The following is a 17,521-nucleotide window of genomic DNA, read 5'->3' on the forward strand; positions in this document are numbered from 1 at the left end:
TGCGGTCGGGGCCGTGCAGGGAGGCGGTGCGCAGCCCGGCGTTTCGCAGGTCGGTGGCGGGCAGCCGGGCGCTTCGCAGGTCGGTGGCGGGCAGCTGGGCGTTTCGCAGGTCGGTGGCGGGCAGCCGGGCGCTTCGCATGTTGGTGCGCAGCCGGGTGTTTCGCAGGGCGGCGGGCAGCCCGGCGTTTCGCAAGGGGGCGGACAGTCCGGCGCTTCGCAGGCCGGTGGACAGAGCGCGGCCGGGCAGCCCGCGGCGACCAAGTCGGATGCGGTGGGCTCCGCGCCACCGCCCAAGGCGGAGCAGCCGGGTGCCAGGCCGACAGCGGCCGGTGCCTCGCAGGCCGGACAGTCGTCGACGACTACCGGTGGTTCGACTCCGCCGCGCTCGAGCGCGCTGTCCGGCAGCGATCGCGTCCCGGGCGTGCAGGCGAAGCAGTTCGACACCGCCGCTGCACAATCCGGCAACCGCTCGGCGGCGTCCGAACAGGTTCAATCGGCGGGGCAGCAGAGGACGGCGGGTTCGTCGGATCCGCAGCCGAGTGCCGCCCGGTCGAAATCGGTTGCTGATCAGGCAAGCACTGACAAACCGCCGTCAGCCGACAACAGGACACCGTCGTCCGGCGACAAGGTTCCGACATCCGTGGACCAGAAACCGCCGGTCGAGAAATCGACACGAAACACGTCCGACACAACCGCCCCGGGCGGCAAAGCGGCAGGTCGTCGGGATGGTGACCAAAGTTCGTCCAGTACTTCCCGCAGAGCCGGTAGTGACGGCGATGACGGTGCGCCGAGTGGTTCGCGCAAGGCCGGTGCCGAGGGCAGTGCGTCCACCGCGGCGCGTAAGGCCGGTGGTAACGGCGATGACGGTGCGCCGAGTGGTTCGCGCAAGGCCGGTGCCGACGGCGGTGCGTCCACCGCCGCACGTAAGGCCGGTGGTGACGGCGCTGATGGTGGGGCAGCGACTTCACGCAAGGCCGGTGGTGGCGGTGATGATGGCGCGCCTACTACTTCACGCAAGTCTGGCGGTGCGGGCGACGAGGGTTCGTCCGCCGCGCCGCGCAAGGCCGGTGGCGATGGCGATGGCGATGCCAGTTCGTCCGCCTCGACGCGCTCGGCTGGTGGCGATGGCGATGCCAGTTCGTCCGCCTCGACGCGCTCGGCTGGTGGCGATGGCGATGCCAGTCCGTCCGCTTCCGCGCGTAAGGCCGGTGGCGGCGGTGATGATGGTGCGTCTACTACCCCGCGCAAGCCCGGTGATGATGCCGCGGCCACCGGCGGGTCGAAGTCCGACAAGCCGAGCGGTCTGCTCGCCGATATGAAGGCCGCGGTATTCGAACCGCGCTGGCGCGACATCGATCCCCTTTTGCTCGGGCCCGCGTGGCCGGGTGGCAAGTCGTTCCTCCGGCAGGTCCTCGGCTTCCAGCAGACGGCCGCTTTGTTGGGAGAGTGGTTCAAGAGCAACAAGTCGCCACACGAGGGCCGTGAGCCCTTCCGCCACCCCGAGCCCGGCATCAACGACTTGAAGCTGCGCTCGGAATTCGGGCAGAAGAAGCCGCCATCCGCTGGCAAGGACGGTGGCGACACCGCGAAGCCCGACGACCGCGGTGTCGACAAGTGGGGGTCGCGCGGCCTGTACCGGCTCACCGAGAAGGAGCGGGCCGAACACCGCTTCGTCGTCTCCGAAGACGGTAAGTGGACCCGAGACCCAGCTCCGGGCAACAAGCCGAAGGGTGACGATGCCGACGGCTCGTCCGCGAAAACGAAGCCGACGACCGAGTCGGATGACTCGTCGAAGTCGACATCGAGCAAGTCGAAGACCGACTCCGACGACTCGTCCAAGTCGAAGCAGGCGCAGGGCAAGCCCGGCAAGAATGTGGTCGGTGAGGACGGCCCAACCGTCATCGAGTTGCCGCGGCGCGGCCCGCTGCTCAACCGATGGGCCGACAACCACGCCCCGGTGATGCGAACGGTGGTCGGCGACCACCAGGGTCGCTGGTACATCAGCGAGCTGCCGCACGAGGCATTTCACAATGCCGGTGTTTACGTCGCGTTCAAGGCTCACTTCGTGGACGGGCGAATGACCGCGGTCGGCGACTGGGCGGGTGCCTACCGTCCGGAGCCAGCCCGGATCAAGGCCGCCCTCGGCGACCTCTACAAGGGCCTCGACCACTTCGATCAGCGTGGGCGCAAGTACACGACGGAGGAGCAGAACAGTTGGAAACCGGCTCCCGAAAAGACTCCACCCAAAACCAAGCCCGCCGCCGAAGGCGACGACAGCAGCGGCAAGGCGCCCCGCGATTCGGACAGCGAGTCGAAACGGTCGAAGGACGAGCCCGAAGTCACCCGGCCGCCACTGTCCGACGGGCTGCAATGGGGCAAGGTCGACGGACTCGGCGACGACCCACGGGTCCTGACCAAGGTGGAGTACGGCTCGGCGGATGTCTCCGAGATCAAAGTTGTCGTTCTCGGCGATAGCGCAGCGGCACACTACATTTGGCGGCGTCCCGACGGTGCGGGAGACGCCACGGAGAACGGCGGCTGGCGACGGGCCGACAGCGATGAACCGCTGGACCGGTCTGTCGAAGACATCCTGTCCGATCCGCGACTGACCGAGATCCGGGTCCCCCGTGACGCGAAGGTAGAGCTCGCCGATCCGCCGGTGCGGAAGACGCCGGCCGACGGCGACGAACCGTTCCCTTTCCGCGACACAGATCCGGACCTGTTCGGCGGGCGGCGCGAATCCGGCGAGGTGATGGACTTCGAGGGCCGTCCTCCCCGCAACTTCGAGGAGGAGGGCAAACAGCTCGTCGCCGACTATCGCCCGCAGGACTGGCGCGGGCACACCCTCGATGATCTACGAGAAGCATTGGCCGGCAGCAAGTTCCATTCGTCTACCGACCCGAAGGAGATCGCGGAATACCACCGGGCCGTCACCGCCACGATGGAGGTGATCCGGCGCGGAACCGAGGGGCTGGACGATCACGGCAGACTGATCCCTGGCAAGACCCTGCGCTGGACGCAGACGATGGCGGCCATGGCCATGCGGCACGGCCCGATCAACATGGACGCCGGTGAGGGCAAGACGCTGGCGTTTCTCGCCGACGCGATCCTGCACGCCGCCGCCGGTGAATCACTGCAAGTGTTCACCACTCGCGACGTCCTGGCCAACGAGGCATTCACCCTATACGAGCGGGTCCTGGGGCCGTATGGCTTCCATGTCGGCCGGATGGATCCGGATGGTGCCGGGTATCGGCCTGCCGAAGACGGGAAACCGACGATCTACATCGGCACCTTGAACGACGCCGGATTCGGGCACCTGCGCGGCAAAGTGGCGCCGGGCCGGATGGCCGTGCTCGACGAGATCGATGAAGCACTGGTGCACGCCGACACCACCTGGATCCTTTCCGACGGTGCCGCTCTGCCGGCTTCGCGCGACATCGCCGAGAGCGTTGTGCGGGCCAAAGAGTTCCTGGATCGCCACGTGGATTCCGGTGCGCTGACGCCGGACCTCTTCGGCCGCAAGGACAATCAGGTGGGCGGCCCTGCCAAACTCACCGAAGCGGGCGTTGCCGAGGTCACCAAGCTGTTGCGAGCAGAAGGCCGACCCGCGGATTCGCTGGAAACCGAACTGCAGCGGATCAATGCGGCGGCCACGGCGCGCTGGGAGTTCGTCGAGAAGGACAACTACATCATCGACCGGACCAACGGGAAGGTCTACATCATCGATCAGACCACCCACAAGGTCATGTTCGATCCGAGGACCTCGACCGAGAGCCGCTGGAACGGCGGACTGGCACAGGCGGTCGAGGCCAAGCACGGTTTGGCGATCCGTGCCGATTCGGCGACCTCGAGCAGTATCAGCGCCAAGGAGATGTTCTCGAGCACCAATTATGACGCGGTGACCGGTGCGTCGGGCACCGCCAAGGGGGTCGCCGGTGAACTGACGTCGCAGTTCGGCATGCCCGATGTGGTGAAGGTCCCGCGTTTCCAGGAATCCAAACTGGTGACCCTCGATGCCGCCGTGGCGCTCGACCAGGCGGCCAAACATCGGATGATCGCCGATGACATTGCGCGCACGCACGGTCCTGACGCGCGTCCGCAGCTGGTGATCACCAACCGTAACAGCGAAGCGGAGCAGGTGTCGGCGCTGCTCACGTCGGCGAAGGTCGAGCATACGCTGATCGACGCACAGTGGTTCCTCGACAACGGCGTTCATGCGGAAGCGCGACTGCAGAAGATCTTGGACGAGGCCGGCCAGCTCGGCAAGGTGTTGGTGATCAATCGGCAGGGCGGCCGCGGTGTCGACATTCCGGTGAGTAAGGCGGTGAGCGAGGCCGGCGGTCTGGAAGTGCGTATCTCTGGCAAATCGCACCTGCGCGACATCGACATTCAGGCGGAGAACCGGGCTGCCCGCACTGGGCAGGAAGGTAGCGTCAAGTACTACCTGGCCGCCGATGACGGGCTCTTCGCGCAGTCGACCGAGCATGCCGTGACCGTGATTCGCTTCACCAACGCGGTAGAGGTCCACGAGTCTGCCCAAGCCAAGTACCAGGACGCGGAGGCGGCGCACGCGCTTGCGGAGGGGCATCGTGGCGATCGCAGCACACTCGACGCGGCGCGCGACGACCTCGACGCGGCGCGATCCGCCCGGGACGCCGCGCAGGCGGAGTATCGAGCCGCGAAAGCCGAACTGCTGGAACTGGCTTCGACGCTGCAGGTGCGCAATGCCGCTCATCTGACGAATCACAACGTTGCGGGTCTTGACACCTCGCTCGCGGGCTTGGAACAGAGCACGCCGAGCGGGGCCTTTGTCCCGACAAATGAGATGCCGCCACCAGCGAGCACCGATGCGGCGAATGAGAGCGTGCGCCCGGTCAACGACGAAGTGACCGGCGACGAGCTGACCCATCTGTTCCGCGAGCAGTCGAACACCGACGCGCTGGACTCGCTGACCGGCGCGGAGCTCACCGCGCTTTTCGACGATGCGGTCGAGTCGGCCGGACATGCGCCCGACAGGTCTGCGGATTCACCGCCGGTCGACGTCGCACCGGCGATGCCCGTGGCGATGGGGCCGTACCCGAACGCGAGTGTGCTGGTCAGTGATGTCAACGGCCACCTCGTGCCGCTCGATGCCACGGCGTCGTTGCGGGTGTTGCCGAGTGACGAGCACGGTGGAGTCCGAGTCGAGTTGCCGGACAACAGCGCAGTCGTGTTCTCGAATGACATGGGCGCGTTGGCTTTCCAGCAGGAGACGCAGCCCGACGGTTCAGTGTTGGTGCGCCCGAATGGAACCGGGCTGTTCGTCACCGACACGGCGGGTAACGCACGGAACCTGGTGCCCGCCGGCACCGCCACCGCGCCCGTAATGGTCAGGCCGGATCCGATGAATCCGGCGAGGATGAACATCTACGCGGGTCCGGCCGGTTGGTTGTCGATCGATCCTGGCCGACTCGCCACCAAGGTCCGCCGTGCGACCGGGCCGCTGTACGGCGGTGTCGACGAGATGCCCGCGCCGACGGACGTCCGGCAAGGCGGCGCGGCGACCTGCTATCTGCTGTCGAATCTGATCGGCCTGGCGGCCCGGAATCCCGGCCTGATCAAGGACATGATCACTACGTCGGAGGTCGACGGCAAACGCCTGTTCACCGTGCGCTTCTTCGATCCGGAGAAGCAGAGTTGGGCACCGGTCACGGTCGACGACAGTTTCTACACCGACGCCGCCGGGGCGATGAAATACGCAGTGAACGATCCAGCGCAGCCATTGTGGCCAGCGGTGATCGAGAAGGCGTTCGCGGTGTTCCGCGGGGGCCACGAGGGCTACCGGGGGATCGACCTCGGCAGTTCAGGTCGTACGGGCGCGCTGGTGCGCCCCCCGGAGATGCCGGGCGGCGGCGGCCGATCGCAGCCGACCCGCACCGTGGACGAGTCCATGTTCGCGCACCCGTTCGAGCTGGATCGGGACACGCTGGCCCGTGCGGTGGGCAAGCCAGGATTCGTGCGAATGGTGCTCGATTGGGAGCACAGGTTCTTCGCGACCGGAGCGGGCAAGGGCTCCGTCGCGTGGGCACGTCGAGAATTCAGAAGCTTCCTCAACGAAGAATTGCGCGTCGAGACTGCCCGTGTGGGTGCGGTCGCGGACCAACAGCGGCTGACCCCGTCGGACTTGGCAACAATGGATCGCGCCGAGCTGGCCGCGCTGTTCGGTGACCACTCGGCCGACGCTGTGCGTGAGGTGCTTGCAAACTGGACAGGGGCGGACGATCGAGCCGCATTCCTGACCTACTTGGGCAAGCAATGGGAGGACTCGGGTGACGCCCTCCAGCGGCAGCTGGACGCGTGGGAGTCCGACACCAGGTTGACCGACACCACGATCGCGGTGTGGCTCGCCGAGCGAATCGATCGGCTGATCGACCACGGCGACACGGTCGCCCTCAACACCAAACGGCGTTTCACCGCCGACTACGACAACACCGCATTGCAGCCACAGCATTCCTATGCCGTGATCGGCGTGCAGCGAGCAGGCGCGGCGCAGACGAGCCCCACCGCGGTCGTGCTCGCCGACCCGTACAACGGCGGCGAGAGCATTCGCGTACCGCTGGCCGAGCTGAATCAGTTCGTCATGATCAGCTCGGCAGGCGCTGGTGCGCTCGCCGCGTTCGGCTCGGTCGCCACGTCGTCCGACGAGGCCGGTGCCCGGCCGCAAGTCGCGGAACTGTTCGGCCTACCCCGGGGCTCGCGGCAGACCGAGGCAAGCGACAGTGCGCAATTCAGCCTGCCTGAGGTGAGGTTGAGCGACCCGCCCAGTCGGGAATTGGGCAAACGGATTGCGACGATCGCGGCGGCGATCAAACAGATACCCCTGCGCAATACGGCTGCCCGCACCGAGCTCAGGGGGCAGCAGCAGGAACTAAAGGCTCAGCTGGCAGCATACTTCGCGGAGCTGCCCGAGGGGCAGCAGCAGGTCGCAGTCGCCAGGGCAGAGCAGCTCGGAAGCATCGACTGGCACGAGCAGGATCTGGCCGAAAAACTGGGCATCACGCTGGACGAACTGCACGCCCGGATGAAATCCGAGCTCGCCGCCGCGTTCGCGGGCAAGGATATCGCAGTTCGAGTCAGCGAAGAGACCCTGGCGGACGTCCTGCGGGACGGACGGTTCAAAACGGCGTTCGAAGTCGGTGAAACCGGCGAGGGCGTGAACAGTCGAGCCATGCTCGAGGACTGCTGGTACGGGCACGATCAGAACAGCCATCCGGTCGAAAAACGCGCCATTTATGGGTATGTGCGAATGGACACGGAGCGGCCTGCCCAGTTCAAAGCGACCGACTACCTCTCGAATTATGGTGACGTCCAGGTCATATTGAAGACGGCGGTGCGTGCGCGCACTACGGCATGTGTCGGGGATTCGATCGCCGATCAGCGGCATACGTATCCGTCGCCCCTCGATAACCCGCTGCGAGAGTCCTTCGGTATCTATCCGGAACCCAAGGCGCCCCAGCTGCCGCGTCAGCACGTCGGACTCGGACGCAACTTGGCACATCCTGATTTCGCCAAGTGGCGGTATGTGGAGGCGCAGGTGCACGGCGGGGTCCGGGTAGCCGATATCGATCACGTGATCCTCCCGGAGCACCCGAGCCAAGCCCTGCAGGAGCAGTTGCGCGATGCCGGCATTCCCTGGCAAGTGTTCGCCTCCGCGGCGGAGGAACCGGTGATCCCCGCAGAATTCGCCGACTTTTTCCGGAGTAGGACCGCCGCGCCGATTCCGGCGACCGACTCTGCTGAGGTGGCCGAGGAATCCGTGATGACCCCGGCCGGTCCGCCGACGGATGAGCAGTGGGGGAGCGTATATGTCCAGTTCGCCGAATTCCTCGACGCCGACGACAATCCTTCGAGAGGGCTTCCTGGACCGCGCGTGCAGCCGGTCGGATCGCTACCGATATCGGACAACGACGAATCGCTGACTTGGGACACTCCGGATCCGATCGCACGGTTCAACTTCGGGCGTCGCTACTCGGTGGGCTCGGTGTACTCGGTGCAGTCGGTGGACTCGGTGGACTCAGTGCAGTCGACGGATTCGGCAACCTTTGCGCAGTCGGGGTATTCGCAGCCCGAAGCCCCGGATATCTTCGATGAGATGACCGGTGAGGAGTTGCCGGCGCTATTCCCCGATGCGGTCGTGCCCGCGGCGGAGCGGGCGGCGTTCGAGTTGGCGGCGGTTCGTGTGCCGAACGGTTCGGAGTCCACCCCGCCGGACGGCGGGAAACCGACGATGCCGTTCACCTTGGGAAGAGTCCCCGGCTTGGCCGCCGGGTTGCTCGTGAGCGACGACAAGCACGTCCTCAGGTATGTCGGCTCCTCGGATTCGCTGTTGGTGCGGCCGCAGCGGGTATCCGAACACGACCGGGTGCCGAACAACGTGATCACCGTCCAACTGCCGGACGGCGCGCAGACCGAGATCGAGAAAGTTTTGCTCGAGGCGGCCTTCCGGGAGGAGAAGCAGGCCGACGGGTCAGTGGTGTTGCGCCCAGCGGGAACCGGAGTGTTTGTCGTGGGCAAGACGGGTACCGCGATACGTCGGACTGGTCCCCAGTTCCATGTCATGGCCGACATGTCCCGCGACGGGCGGATGCAGCTGTACGTCGTGGGCGGTGCAGGAGTGGGCGTCGTGGGTGCTCCAGGAGCATCCGGCTGGTTCCAGGTCGACCCCGGTCATCTTGAAGTTCGAGCACTCAGGGCCAGCGGGCCCCTGTACGGCAGCTCCGGTGTGCCGATGATGGGCGATGTTCGGCAAGGCAAACTCGGCGATTGCTATTTGATGGCGAACCTGATCGGTTTGGCGGCCTCGCAGCCGAATCTGCTGATGGACATGATCCAGCCGTCGAAGAGCCATGAGGGCCGTTTGTTCGATGTGCGCTTTTTTGATCCCGCGGCGAACAACTGGGTCTGGGTACAGGTGGACGACACCTTCTACGCCGACGCCACGGGGCGGATGCTGTACGCGGTGCACGACCCGTCACAGCCGCTGTGGCCTGCCGTGATCGAGAAGGCGTGGGTGGCCTTCCGTACCAGTTCCCAGGGCTATCCGGGGATCGGTGAGGGTGGGTGGAAAGGGCAGGCGGGCGAGACACTACGCCCGCCGGTGACGCCGGGCAGTGCTGGTCGGTTGCAGCCGGGGCGCGCGGTGGATGTGAATTTATTCGATCACCCATTCCACCTGGATCGGGACACTGCAGCCAATCTGGTCGGCAGTCAGGGATTCGCCCGAATGGTGCTGAGTTGGGAGAGTCAATTTCTCGGACCAAGCCGAGGCACTTTCGAATCCCGCTACGGTAAAGATGAATTCAAGGATTTCTTGGCAAGGAAAGTGTCCGCCGCTATCGATCGCGTGCGTAAGGTCCTGAGTGATCCGTCGCGGCCCGCACCAACGGACCTGGCGGCAATGGATCGTACGGATTTGACCGCGCGGTTGGGAGGTGCCGGAGTGGTCGATGCGGCGCTCGAGGTCGTTAAGCTTTGGGAGCACACGGACAACGCGAGCGACCCCGCCACATTCCTGGTGTATCTCAGTAGGCGCTGGATGGCTTTGAGTGACGGGCTCCAGCAGCAATTGGACTTCTGGAAATCGGACGCCAAGCTGCCCGACACAGCCGTGTCGGGAGGTAAAGCAAAGCCACCCGTACTCGCGGTGTGGCTAGCCGAGCGGATCGAGCGGCTGATCGTACACGGCGACACAGTGATGCTCGGTACCAAAACGGAGGTCACCAGCGCCTATCAGCCGACAACCAGGTTAGTGCCGAAACACGCCTACACCGTAAGCGGCGTCGTGCGTGCCGGTGGCCGGCGCGAAAGTCCTACTGCGGTGCTGGTTGTCAATCCGCATAATGGCGGCGTCGAACATCTGATACCGCTCAACGAACTCAATCAGTTCAGCACCATCGGATCGGTCGGCTCCGGCACGTTGTCCGCGTTCGGCTCGACGCAGGTCGTCGCGCCGGCGGCGGTGGGCGCGCAGCCGACGGCGCGGGATCTCTTCGGACGGTCCGGACCATCGAGGCAGCATGGTGCCCCGGACCTGCCGCCGGTGGCAGAACTGGGGCGCCCGACCGTGTCGGTTCATTCGGTGGCTGGACAGCAAGCCCGGTCTGGGTGGGGGGACGGCGCCGTCTTCCGCGGTGGCGCGGATGCGGCGGTGGTCGCGGGTGCGCTGAGTACCACGGTCGAGGGGGTCCCCGCACCCGAGGGCGGGTTGTGGAAGGCGATGCCGGGTGACGGTAACTGCTTGTTCCACGCGCTGGCCGCCGTGCTGGGCATGAAAGGCGCTGACGCGCACGATGATTTGCGCGCGGCCGTGGTGGAAGGGTTGAACACGCGGGCGGCTGACGAGTGGGCCGAGTTCTTCGGCGAATTCATGCCGGGGGAGCCGGAGGCACTGCGGCACAAAGAGTTCGAGCGGCAGTTGGCGAATCTGCTAACGGACAGCGAGTTCATGGATCCGGCGGCCGAGCTGTTCATGCCGTTCGTCGTGCGCGAGCTCGGGTTGAATGTGGATATCGCCTATCCGGGCGGCGTTCTGCGGCCGCTGCGCCATGGGCCCGGGTTGCCGGTGCACACGTTGCTGCGCGCGACCGGTGACGGTGCCGGGCACTATCATGTCGCGGTCGACGATAACAGTGCGGCGCTTGGCCTTCCGGACATCGGACACGTCGACGCCGACGGCGTTCGCCGGTTCGACACCAACGCGGACGGTGCCGCGTACGCCAGCCGCTACCTGGCCGGGATGAAGGATTTCCAGGGTGCCGGATGGTTCACGCTTCGGCAGGCAGTGCATGCCTACGAGCGGGAGACCTGGACCAATCTCATTGTGCGCAACAGTGTCATTGCCGATGCGCACGAGGTCGAGATCGGTGCGTATGTCGACCAACTGAGACAAGCCGCCCACATCGTGGAAGTTTTGAAAGGCGAGGACCACTATGACCTTCCGACTGTGGCTGAACTCGAGGAGGACAGGGCACGGCTGGTAGCGGCCGGCGCCACAGCTGAGAACAGTGAGCAGCTGAAGCTGGTCGAGAAGATTCTGAGCGATGCGTCGCGAGAGGCGCGTCTGGTGGAGCTCGGACAGCAAGACGAGCTGTTCTACTCGCTGTTGGACTACTTCGGCCCGACTGAAGAGTTGATATCGGAAACGGTGCTGGCACAGGTCAACCTGCTCGATCAGGCCACCGGACAGTCCTTGCGGCTGCACGAGCCCGTTCAGGTGGTCCGCATCGTCGGCGACATCAATTTCATGGTCGGGCCGCAAGGTCGGCGGCTGGGAAACGGCGACCCAAGGGAGCTCATCGGTACCGTCCAGATCGAACCCGGCTACCTGTCGACCTCGGTCGGCGCGACAACGATCGTCTCCCCGCCCGGTGGTTACCGCCTGGAACTGACCGTCCGGCCCGGCGCGAACGGCATGTACATCGGCAAGTACAGCGTCGCGCCCGGCGGTGATCAACAGGAACTCCTGCTGCCTCGCGGTACCCGCTACCGGATCACCGACGTCAGGATCGCCGCGAACGGCGGAACGATTCTCGCGGCCGAAGTCTTGCCGCCGCACGGTGCCACCCTCGACAACCAGGAGGTGAATGCGCAACCGTACCGGGCGGGAGGGGCCAGTCAATCCACTGTGCGGGCTCGCGCAGGTCGGTCCGGACCGGCGCGGCAGCAGGGCGCGACGGATCTGCCCTCGGTGGCCGCGTCGGGCCACGCGGCCGACGTGCCGGTCGAGGCGGTAGCAGGGCAGCAGACCGGCACTGGACGGCGGCGGACCCGTGACGTGGTCGGTGATCTCGCCGGCCGACTGAGCCAGACGCTGCGGCGCCGTCGTCCGGCGACGAACCCGACGGCCACCCTGCCTGCCGGATGGTGGCGTAGGCGCAGCGGGCGGACCAGCGAATTCCTGCGGGACCTCGGCCGGAATGCAGCCGTCCCTGCTAGCAACCCGAGTGTCGCCGAGTCCCGGGTGCCCACTCCGGTGAACGACCTGTCGCAGTCCAGGTCCGAGCAGGTCGATGCGGCACCCATCAACGATCGCGCGGACGAGGCGGCGGTTACCGGAACGCTCGATCCGGTGGTCGAGGGTGTCTCCGCACCTGACGGTGGGGTGTGGAAGTCGATGCCGGGTGACGGCAACTGTTTGTTCCACGCGCTGGCCGCGGTGCTGGGCATGAAAGGCGCTGACGCGCACGATGATCTGCGCGCCGAGGTGGTGGCGGGCTTGAACGCGCGGGCGGACAAGGACTGGGACGCGTCCTTCCGAGAATTCATGGTGGGGGAACCGGAAGATTTGCGGAAGCAGGAGTTCGCTCGTCAGTCGGCGAATTTGTTGAGTGACCGCGAGTTCATGGATCCGGCGGCAGAATTGTTATTGCCCTTCATGGTGCGTGAGCTCGGCTTGAATGTGAACGTTGCTTATCCGGGTGGTGTTACGAACGGGCTGCGCCATGGTCCCGGATTGCCGGTGTATACGTTGTTGCGGGCAAACGGTGAGGGTGCCGGGCACTATCACGTGGCGGTCGGCAATGACGGTGCAGTGCTGGCGCTTTCGGATGTCGGACACGTCGGTGCGGATGGTGTTCGCCGGTTCAGGAACAACGACGACGGTGCCGCGTATGCCAGCCGCTATCTCACTCGGATGAGGGATTTCCGGGGCGCCACCGGGATGGGCCTTCGGCGTGCCGTGCATGCTTACGAGCAAAGTGCCGTGGCTAATTCGATCGTTCGGAGTATCGCCGGTGTAGCCGACAAGCTCGCGGACGAAATCGAGGACTATGTCGAGCAGCGGAAGCGAGCCGCCCGCATCGTGGAAGTCTTGAAGGGCGAAGACGATTCAGTTCCGTCTTTGGATGAACTCGCGCAGGAACTCTCGGCGGCGGAGCGTGCTTCGGCTGACCGCAGCGAGCGCTTGAATTATATCGACGAGATCGTGAACAGCACGTCGGGAGCTGCGCGTTTGGCGGAGCTCCTGGAGCAAGAGGAGACTTTCTACGATCTGCTGCACTACTTCGGCACTACGAACCGACTGGTAGCGAACAGTGTGCTGACCCAGATCACTCTGCTCGATCGGGCCACCGGGCAGTCACTGCGACTGCCTGAGCCCATCCAGGTAGTACGCATCGTCGGCGACATCGAGTTCATGGTCGATCCGCAGGGTCTCCCATGGGCAGACCGCGATCCAACGGAGCTTATCGATACCGTCCAGACCGAACCCGGCTACCTGTCGACCTCCGTGGGCGCGGAAACTATTCACTCCGTGGCCAAGGGGTACCTTCTGAAACTGACCGTCCGGCCGGGCGCCAATGGCCTGTACATCGGCAGGGACGGCGTCGCATTCGGCGGTGATCAACAGGAACTGTTGCTGCCCCGCGGTACCCGTTACCGGATCACCGGTGTAGCGGTGAACTCCACCGGTAGCTTGACCACCCTCACCGCTGAAGTTCTGCCGCCGCGTAGCGCCCCGGCCGACAATCATGAAGCTACCGCGCTGCCGTACCGGGCAGGGGGCCAGGGACACTCCACTGAACACCAGAACCGGACCGTCGCGTCGGCGAATGGCAGTCCCGCGACGGAGCGCGTGGTCGGGAGCGTGCGCGGGTTGGCCCCGCGGCTGCGGCAACGGCCTCGGGCCGAGGAAGCCGTTGTCTCCGGTAGCCCTTCGCAGACCGCTGCGCCAGAACTCGATGTCGCTGCCGATGTGCGACTGCGGGGTGGGGGAGTTGATGAGTCGATCTCCGCGGCAACGGATCTTGTCGCAGGTGCGCAGGTGCGTGCGGAGATCGCCGGTATTCGTGCGCCGGGCGCGGATGGTGTGTGGGAGTCGCAGCCCGGGGTGGGGAATTGCTTGTGGGAGGCGCTGGCGCGGGCGGCCGGTATCGATGGAGCTGATCAGAACGCGCATAGGGATTTCCGAGACGGAGTCGTGCGGATGATGCTGGCTCGCCCGGATGCGTACATGGGCGGGTTCATGGCTTCGGAGCCCGCGGCCGAGCAGCGTCGGAGCGCGTTCGTGACGCAGTTGACGGAGTTGCTGGAGGAAGGGACGTGGAACAGTGACGCCGCTGATTACCTATTGCGGTCGGCGGCGGCTGCGTTGGAGTTGAATTTGGATGTGTTCGACTCGAATGGTGGTGTGACGCATCTGCATTTCGGGCCGTCCGGGCAGCAGTTGAATACGTTCATGCTGAATCGTGGCGACGGTGCTGCGCACTATTGGGTGGCGGTGGACCGCAGCGGTGGTGCGGTCGTGGATACCGTGGACTTTCCGCACCTGCCGTCCGAGTTGTCCAGTTGGTCAGGGCGTTCGACACGCGCTGGGATGAATGTGCCCGGTGGGCAGGCCCTCCCACAACACGCAGCGGATGAGGGCAGCGCGCAGTTGCATGCCGAGCCGGATCTTTCGGTACCGAGCACGCTTAATGAGGCGCGCGTGAGCACCGAGGATTTTCTCGATCTCAGTGATGACCTGATGTCACTGTTCGTAAGCGAGTCCACCGGACCGGCAGTGGAATTCGACGCGGCGGCGGTTGCCGTTCCGGTGGCTTCTACGGACACGACGCCTGCGGGCTCGGCGGACACGCCTCCCCTGGGGATGCCGGTACAGATGCCGGCGGCTCGACTCAGACTAGGCGACGACCACCTGATCGTGAACGACGCGGACGGAAGGTTGATAGCCGTCGCCTTGAACTCCACGCTCCCCGAATTGGCAACGAGCACCGTCAACGGCGTGCCAATTCGTGAGATCCGCAAAGCCGACGGATCTACTGCGAGAATTCCCGTTGCCGTGATGGACGAGTCGTTCGAATATGTTCCGGCACAGCAGGGTTGGCGCCCCAGGGCTTCGGGGATGGTTTGTATCGACAGTGCTGGAGCGGTCGTAAGATGGCGCGGCACTGCTGTTGCCTTTCAGGTGAATTCACAGCAGCCGCAATGGATCGATCTGCTTCGCGAGGATGGTGGGTGGCTGCCTGTGAGCGCACCCGGTGGATGGCTTATCAGGACCGGTACAGCGACTGGTCCGCTGTATCTGGAGGGCGGTCCGCGACCGGACGATGTCCAGCAAGGCAGGATCGGAGACTGCTACCTGCTGTCGAATCTGATCGGATTGGCCGATCGTAACCCGGCCCTGATCCGGGACATGATTCGGGAGGACGTAACAACACAGCCGCGCACGTTCAGTGTTCGGTTCTATGATCCGGCAAACAACAGTTGGGTCTGGATCAAGGTAGATGACACCTTCTATCAATCCCCCACCGGGGAAATGATTTACGCGACGCACGACGGGGCGCGGCCATTGTGGCCCGCGGTGATCGAGAAGGCGTGGGCGGTCTTCTATGGCGCGCAGCGGGGATACGTCGGCCTCGACGGTGGGATGAGCGGGACGGCAGCCGGGCATTTGCGCCCCCCTGTGATGCCGGGTTCGGGAGGTCGTTCGCAGCTGACACGTAGTGCCGAAACAGCATTGCCTATATTTTCGTTCGGGGCCGACCAGGACACGCTGACCAGCATGGTCGATCAGAATTCCGGCCTCGCCCGCATGATCGCGAGTCGAGTGAGCAGGGCGGCGTCGGCCGAAATATTGCTGATGGAACTCGAGACCACGGCGTGGGATGTGTCTCTGTTGGTGGAGGCGGCGGGCCTGCGACCTTCAGACCTGCTGACGATGGATCTCGATGGACTCGTTGCGGTGGTCGACGACGAACATGTGGCAGCGGCGCTCGAGGCTGTGTTGTCGCGTTGGACATTCGCAGGCGGCACCGATGAGTTCGATGCCTTCGCAAAGTTTCTGAACGATCAGTGGGCGGCATCGACGGACCTACTGCATACGCTGCTTGCGGAATGGGAAAGCGGCGTCGAGTTGACGGATACAACCGAGGCCGCGTGGATAGCGGAGCGGATCGACTACCTGCTTCAGCGCCGTGACACCGTGGGCCTGAGAGGAAGTCGGAATGCCGGAGCGTTGCTGCCGAGCGGTGTCAGTTTGGCCCCCGACCACTCATACTCCGTAATCCGGGTAGATCGTGCCGATGAGCCGAGCGGACGGCTGGGCGCTCCGACGGCGGTGGTTCTGCGTGATCCGCATGGCGGCCCGGAGATCTCCGTGCCCTTGCACCGCCTGAATCAATTCGACATGATCGGCTCGGCCGGTCCTGGCACCCGGGTGATCTACGGCCCGAACACCGATGTCGAGACGGCGAACACGGCGGCGCCCTTGGCGTTGGCTCATGCCGAGCCCGTTCGCACCGTCGAACCGGAGTTCGCCGGACAAGCACAGGCATTACCCGCGACGCAATCCGATGTATCACGGTGGGACCGAACTCTCGTCGGTGGTTCCGCTTCTGTCCGCACGATCGGCCTCGCGCATGAAAAGATCCATGTGCCCAAGGACCAGAATCCGGAAGCAGTGGTTCCGGAGATGCTCGGAATCATGGATAGATTCGCCACCGAATACGGGGTGAACATCGACTCGCTCGCCGGTGCGGGCGCGGTCATCGCCACACATCCCAAAGCCTCCACCGCGACGCTCGGCAAGGTCAAGCCACGACCATGGAACCCCGCCGAGATCGAGGGTCTGCTCGCCGCCCTCGAGCACTACGCCCCGATCATGGGCGCCGCCAGAGCCACCTCGAGCCGCGCGGCCTTCGACCAGGAGGTGACTTCGGTCGGCGCGGTTTCCCGGGCCATCGCAGGAACCAAGCCGCTCCTGTCGGCCACCGGCGAGTACATCGCCGCGTACCGGACCTGCACGATCTACCCGATGGCATTGGTCGGCAAAATTTTCGGCGGCGGCGCCCGCGAGGTCGAGGCCACCGCCGCCCATGAGCTCTCGCACGGACTGCTCGAATACGCCCTGCCGGAGTACACCGGCAAGTTCGGCAGCTGGGATGCTCAGGGCAATCCCGTGCTCGCGGATGGTGCGGAACCGCCCCTTGAAGAGGCGAAGTCGGCGAAGGATGACTTCCAGGCTTCCATCAAAGCCCATCTGCTGAAGGTCGCGGGTTTCGCCGCCGTAGCCCCCAAACACGCGGCGGCCATGGTTCACCTCCAGGCCGAATACCCGGAGATTTTCCGAAAAAAGGGCAACGAACTGTCCGGCCAGGCGGCCATTCGCATCACCAAGGAGCTCGAGGCGAAGTTGCCGTACTTCAACGAGGCCGTCGGCGCCTGGACCGCGGACAGTCGCATCAACTTCGCGGGTGAGCCGCCCATTACCGCGTATGGCGGTACCAATGCCTCCGAGGACCTGGCCGAAGCAGCCATGATGTACTTCCTCGATCGCGACCGCCTCCGCACCCAGGCGCCTCAGCGATTTCGGTTCCTCGACGACCTGGTCGGGAAGTGGCGCCCTGCGGCGCCGTCCGGCGCAGGCGTGAACCAGGCGGCGTTGAGCGGCCACGACTTCGCGGAAGATAGTGCGGCCCAAGCTCCTCCCGTCGACCACCGTTCCGCCGTCGACTTCTTCGATCCATCCGCGTTCGGTCGCTGACCC

1 protein-coding gene is annotated in these 17,521 nt (G+C 65.2%); it reads left to right on the forward strand.

All coding sequences use genetic code 11. The features are described 5' to 3' along the window. Positions 1–421 precede the first annotated feature (421 nt). On the forward strand, positions 422–17,518 hold the full coding sequence (locus ACIHA7_RS13930; protein ID WP_397289211.1) for a C2 family cysteine protease: 17,097 nt from the start codon (positions 422–424) through the stop codon (positions 17,516–17,518). Positions 17,519–17,521: the final 3 nt, after the last annotated feature.

This window comes from Nocardia sp. NPDC052316 (assembly GCF_044547795.1).
Lineage (GTDB): Bacteria > Actinomycetota > Actinomycetes > Mycobacteriales > Mycobacteriaceae > Nocardia.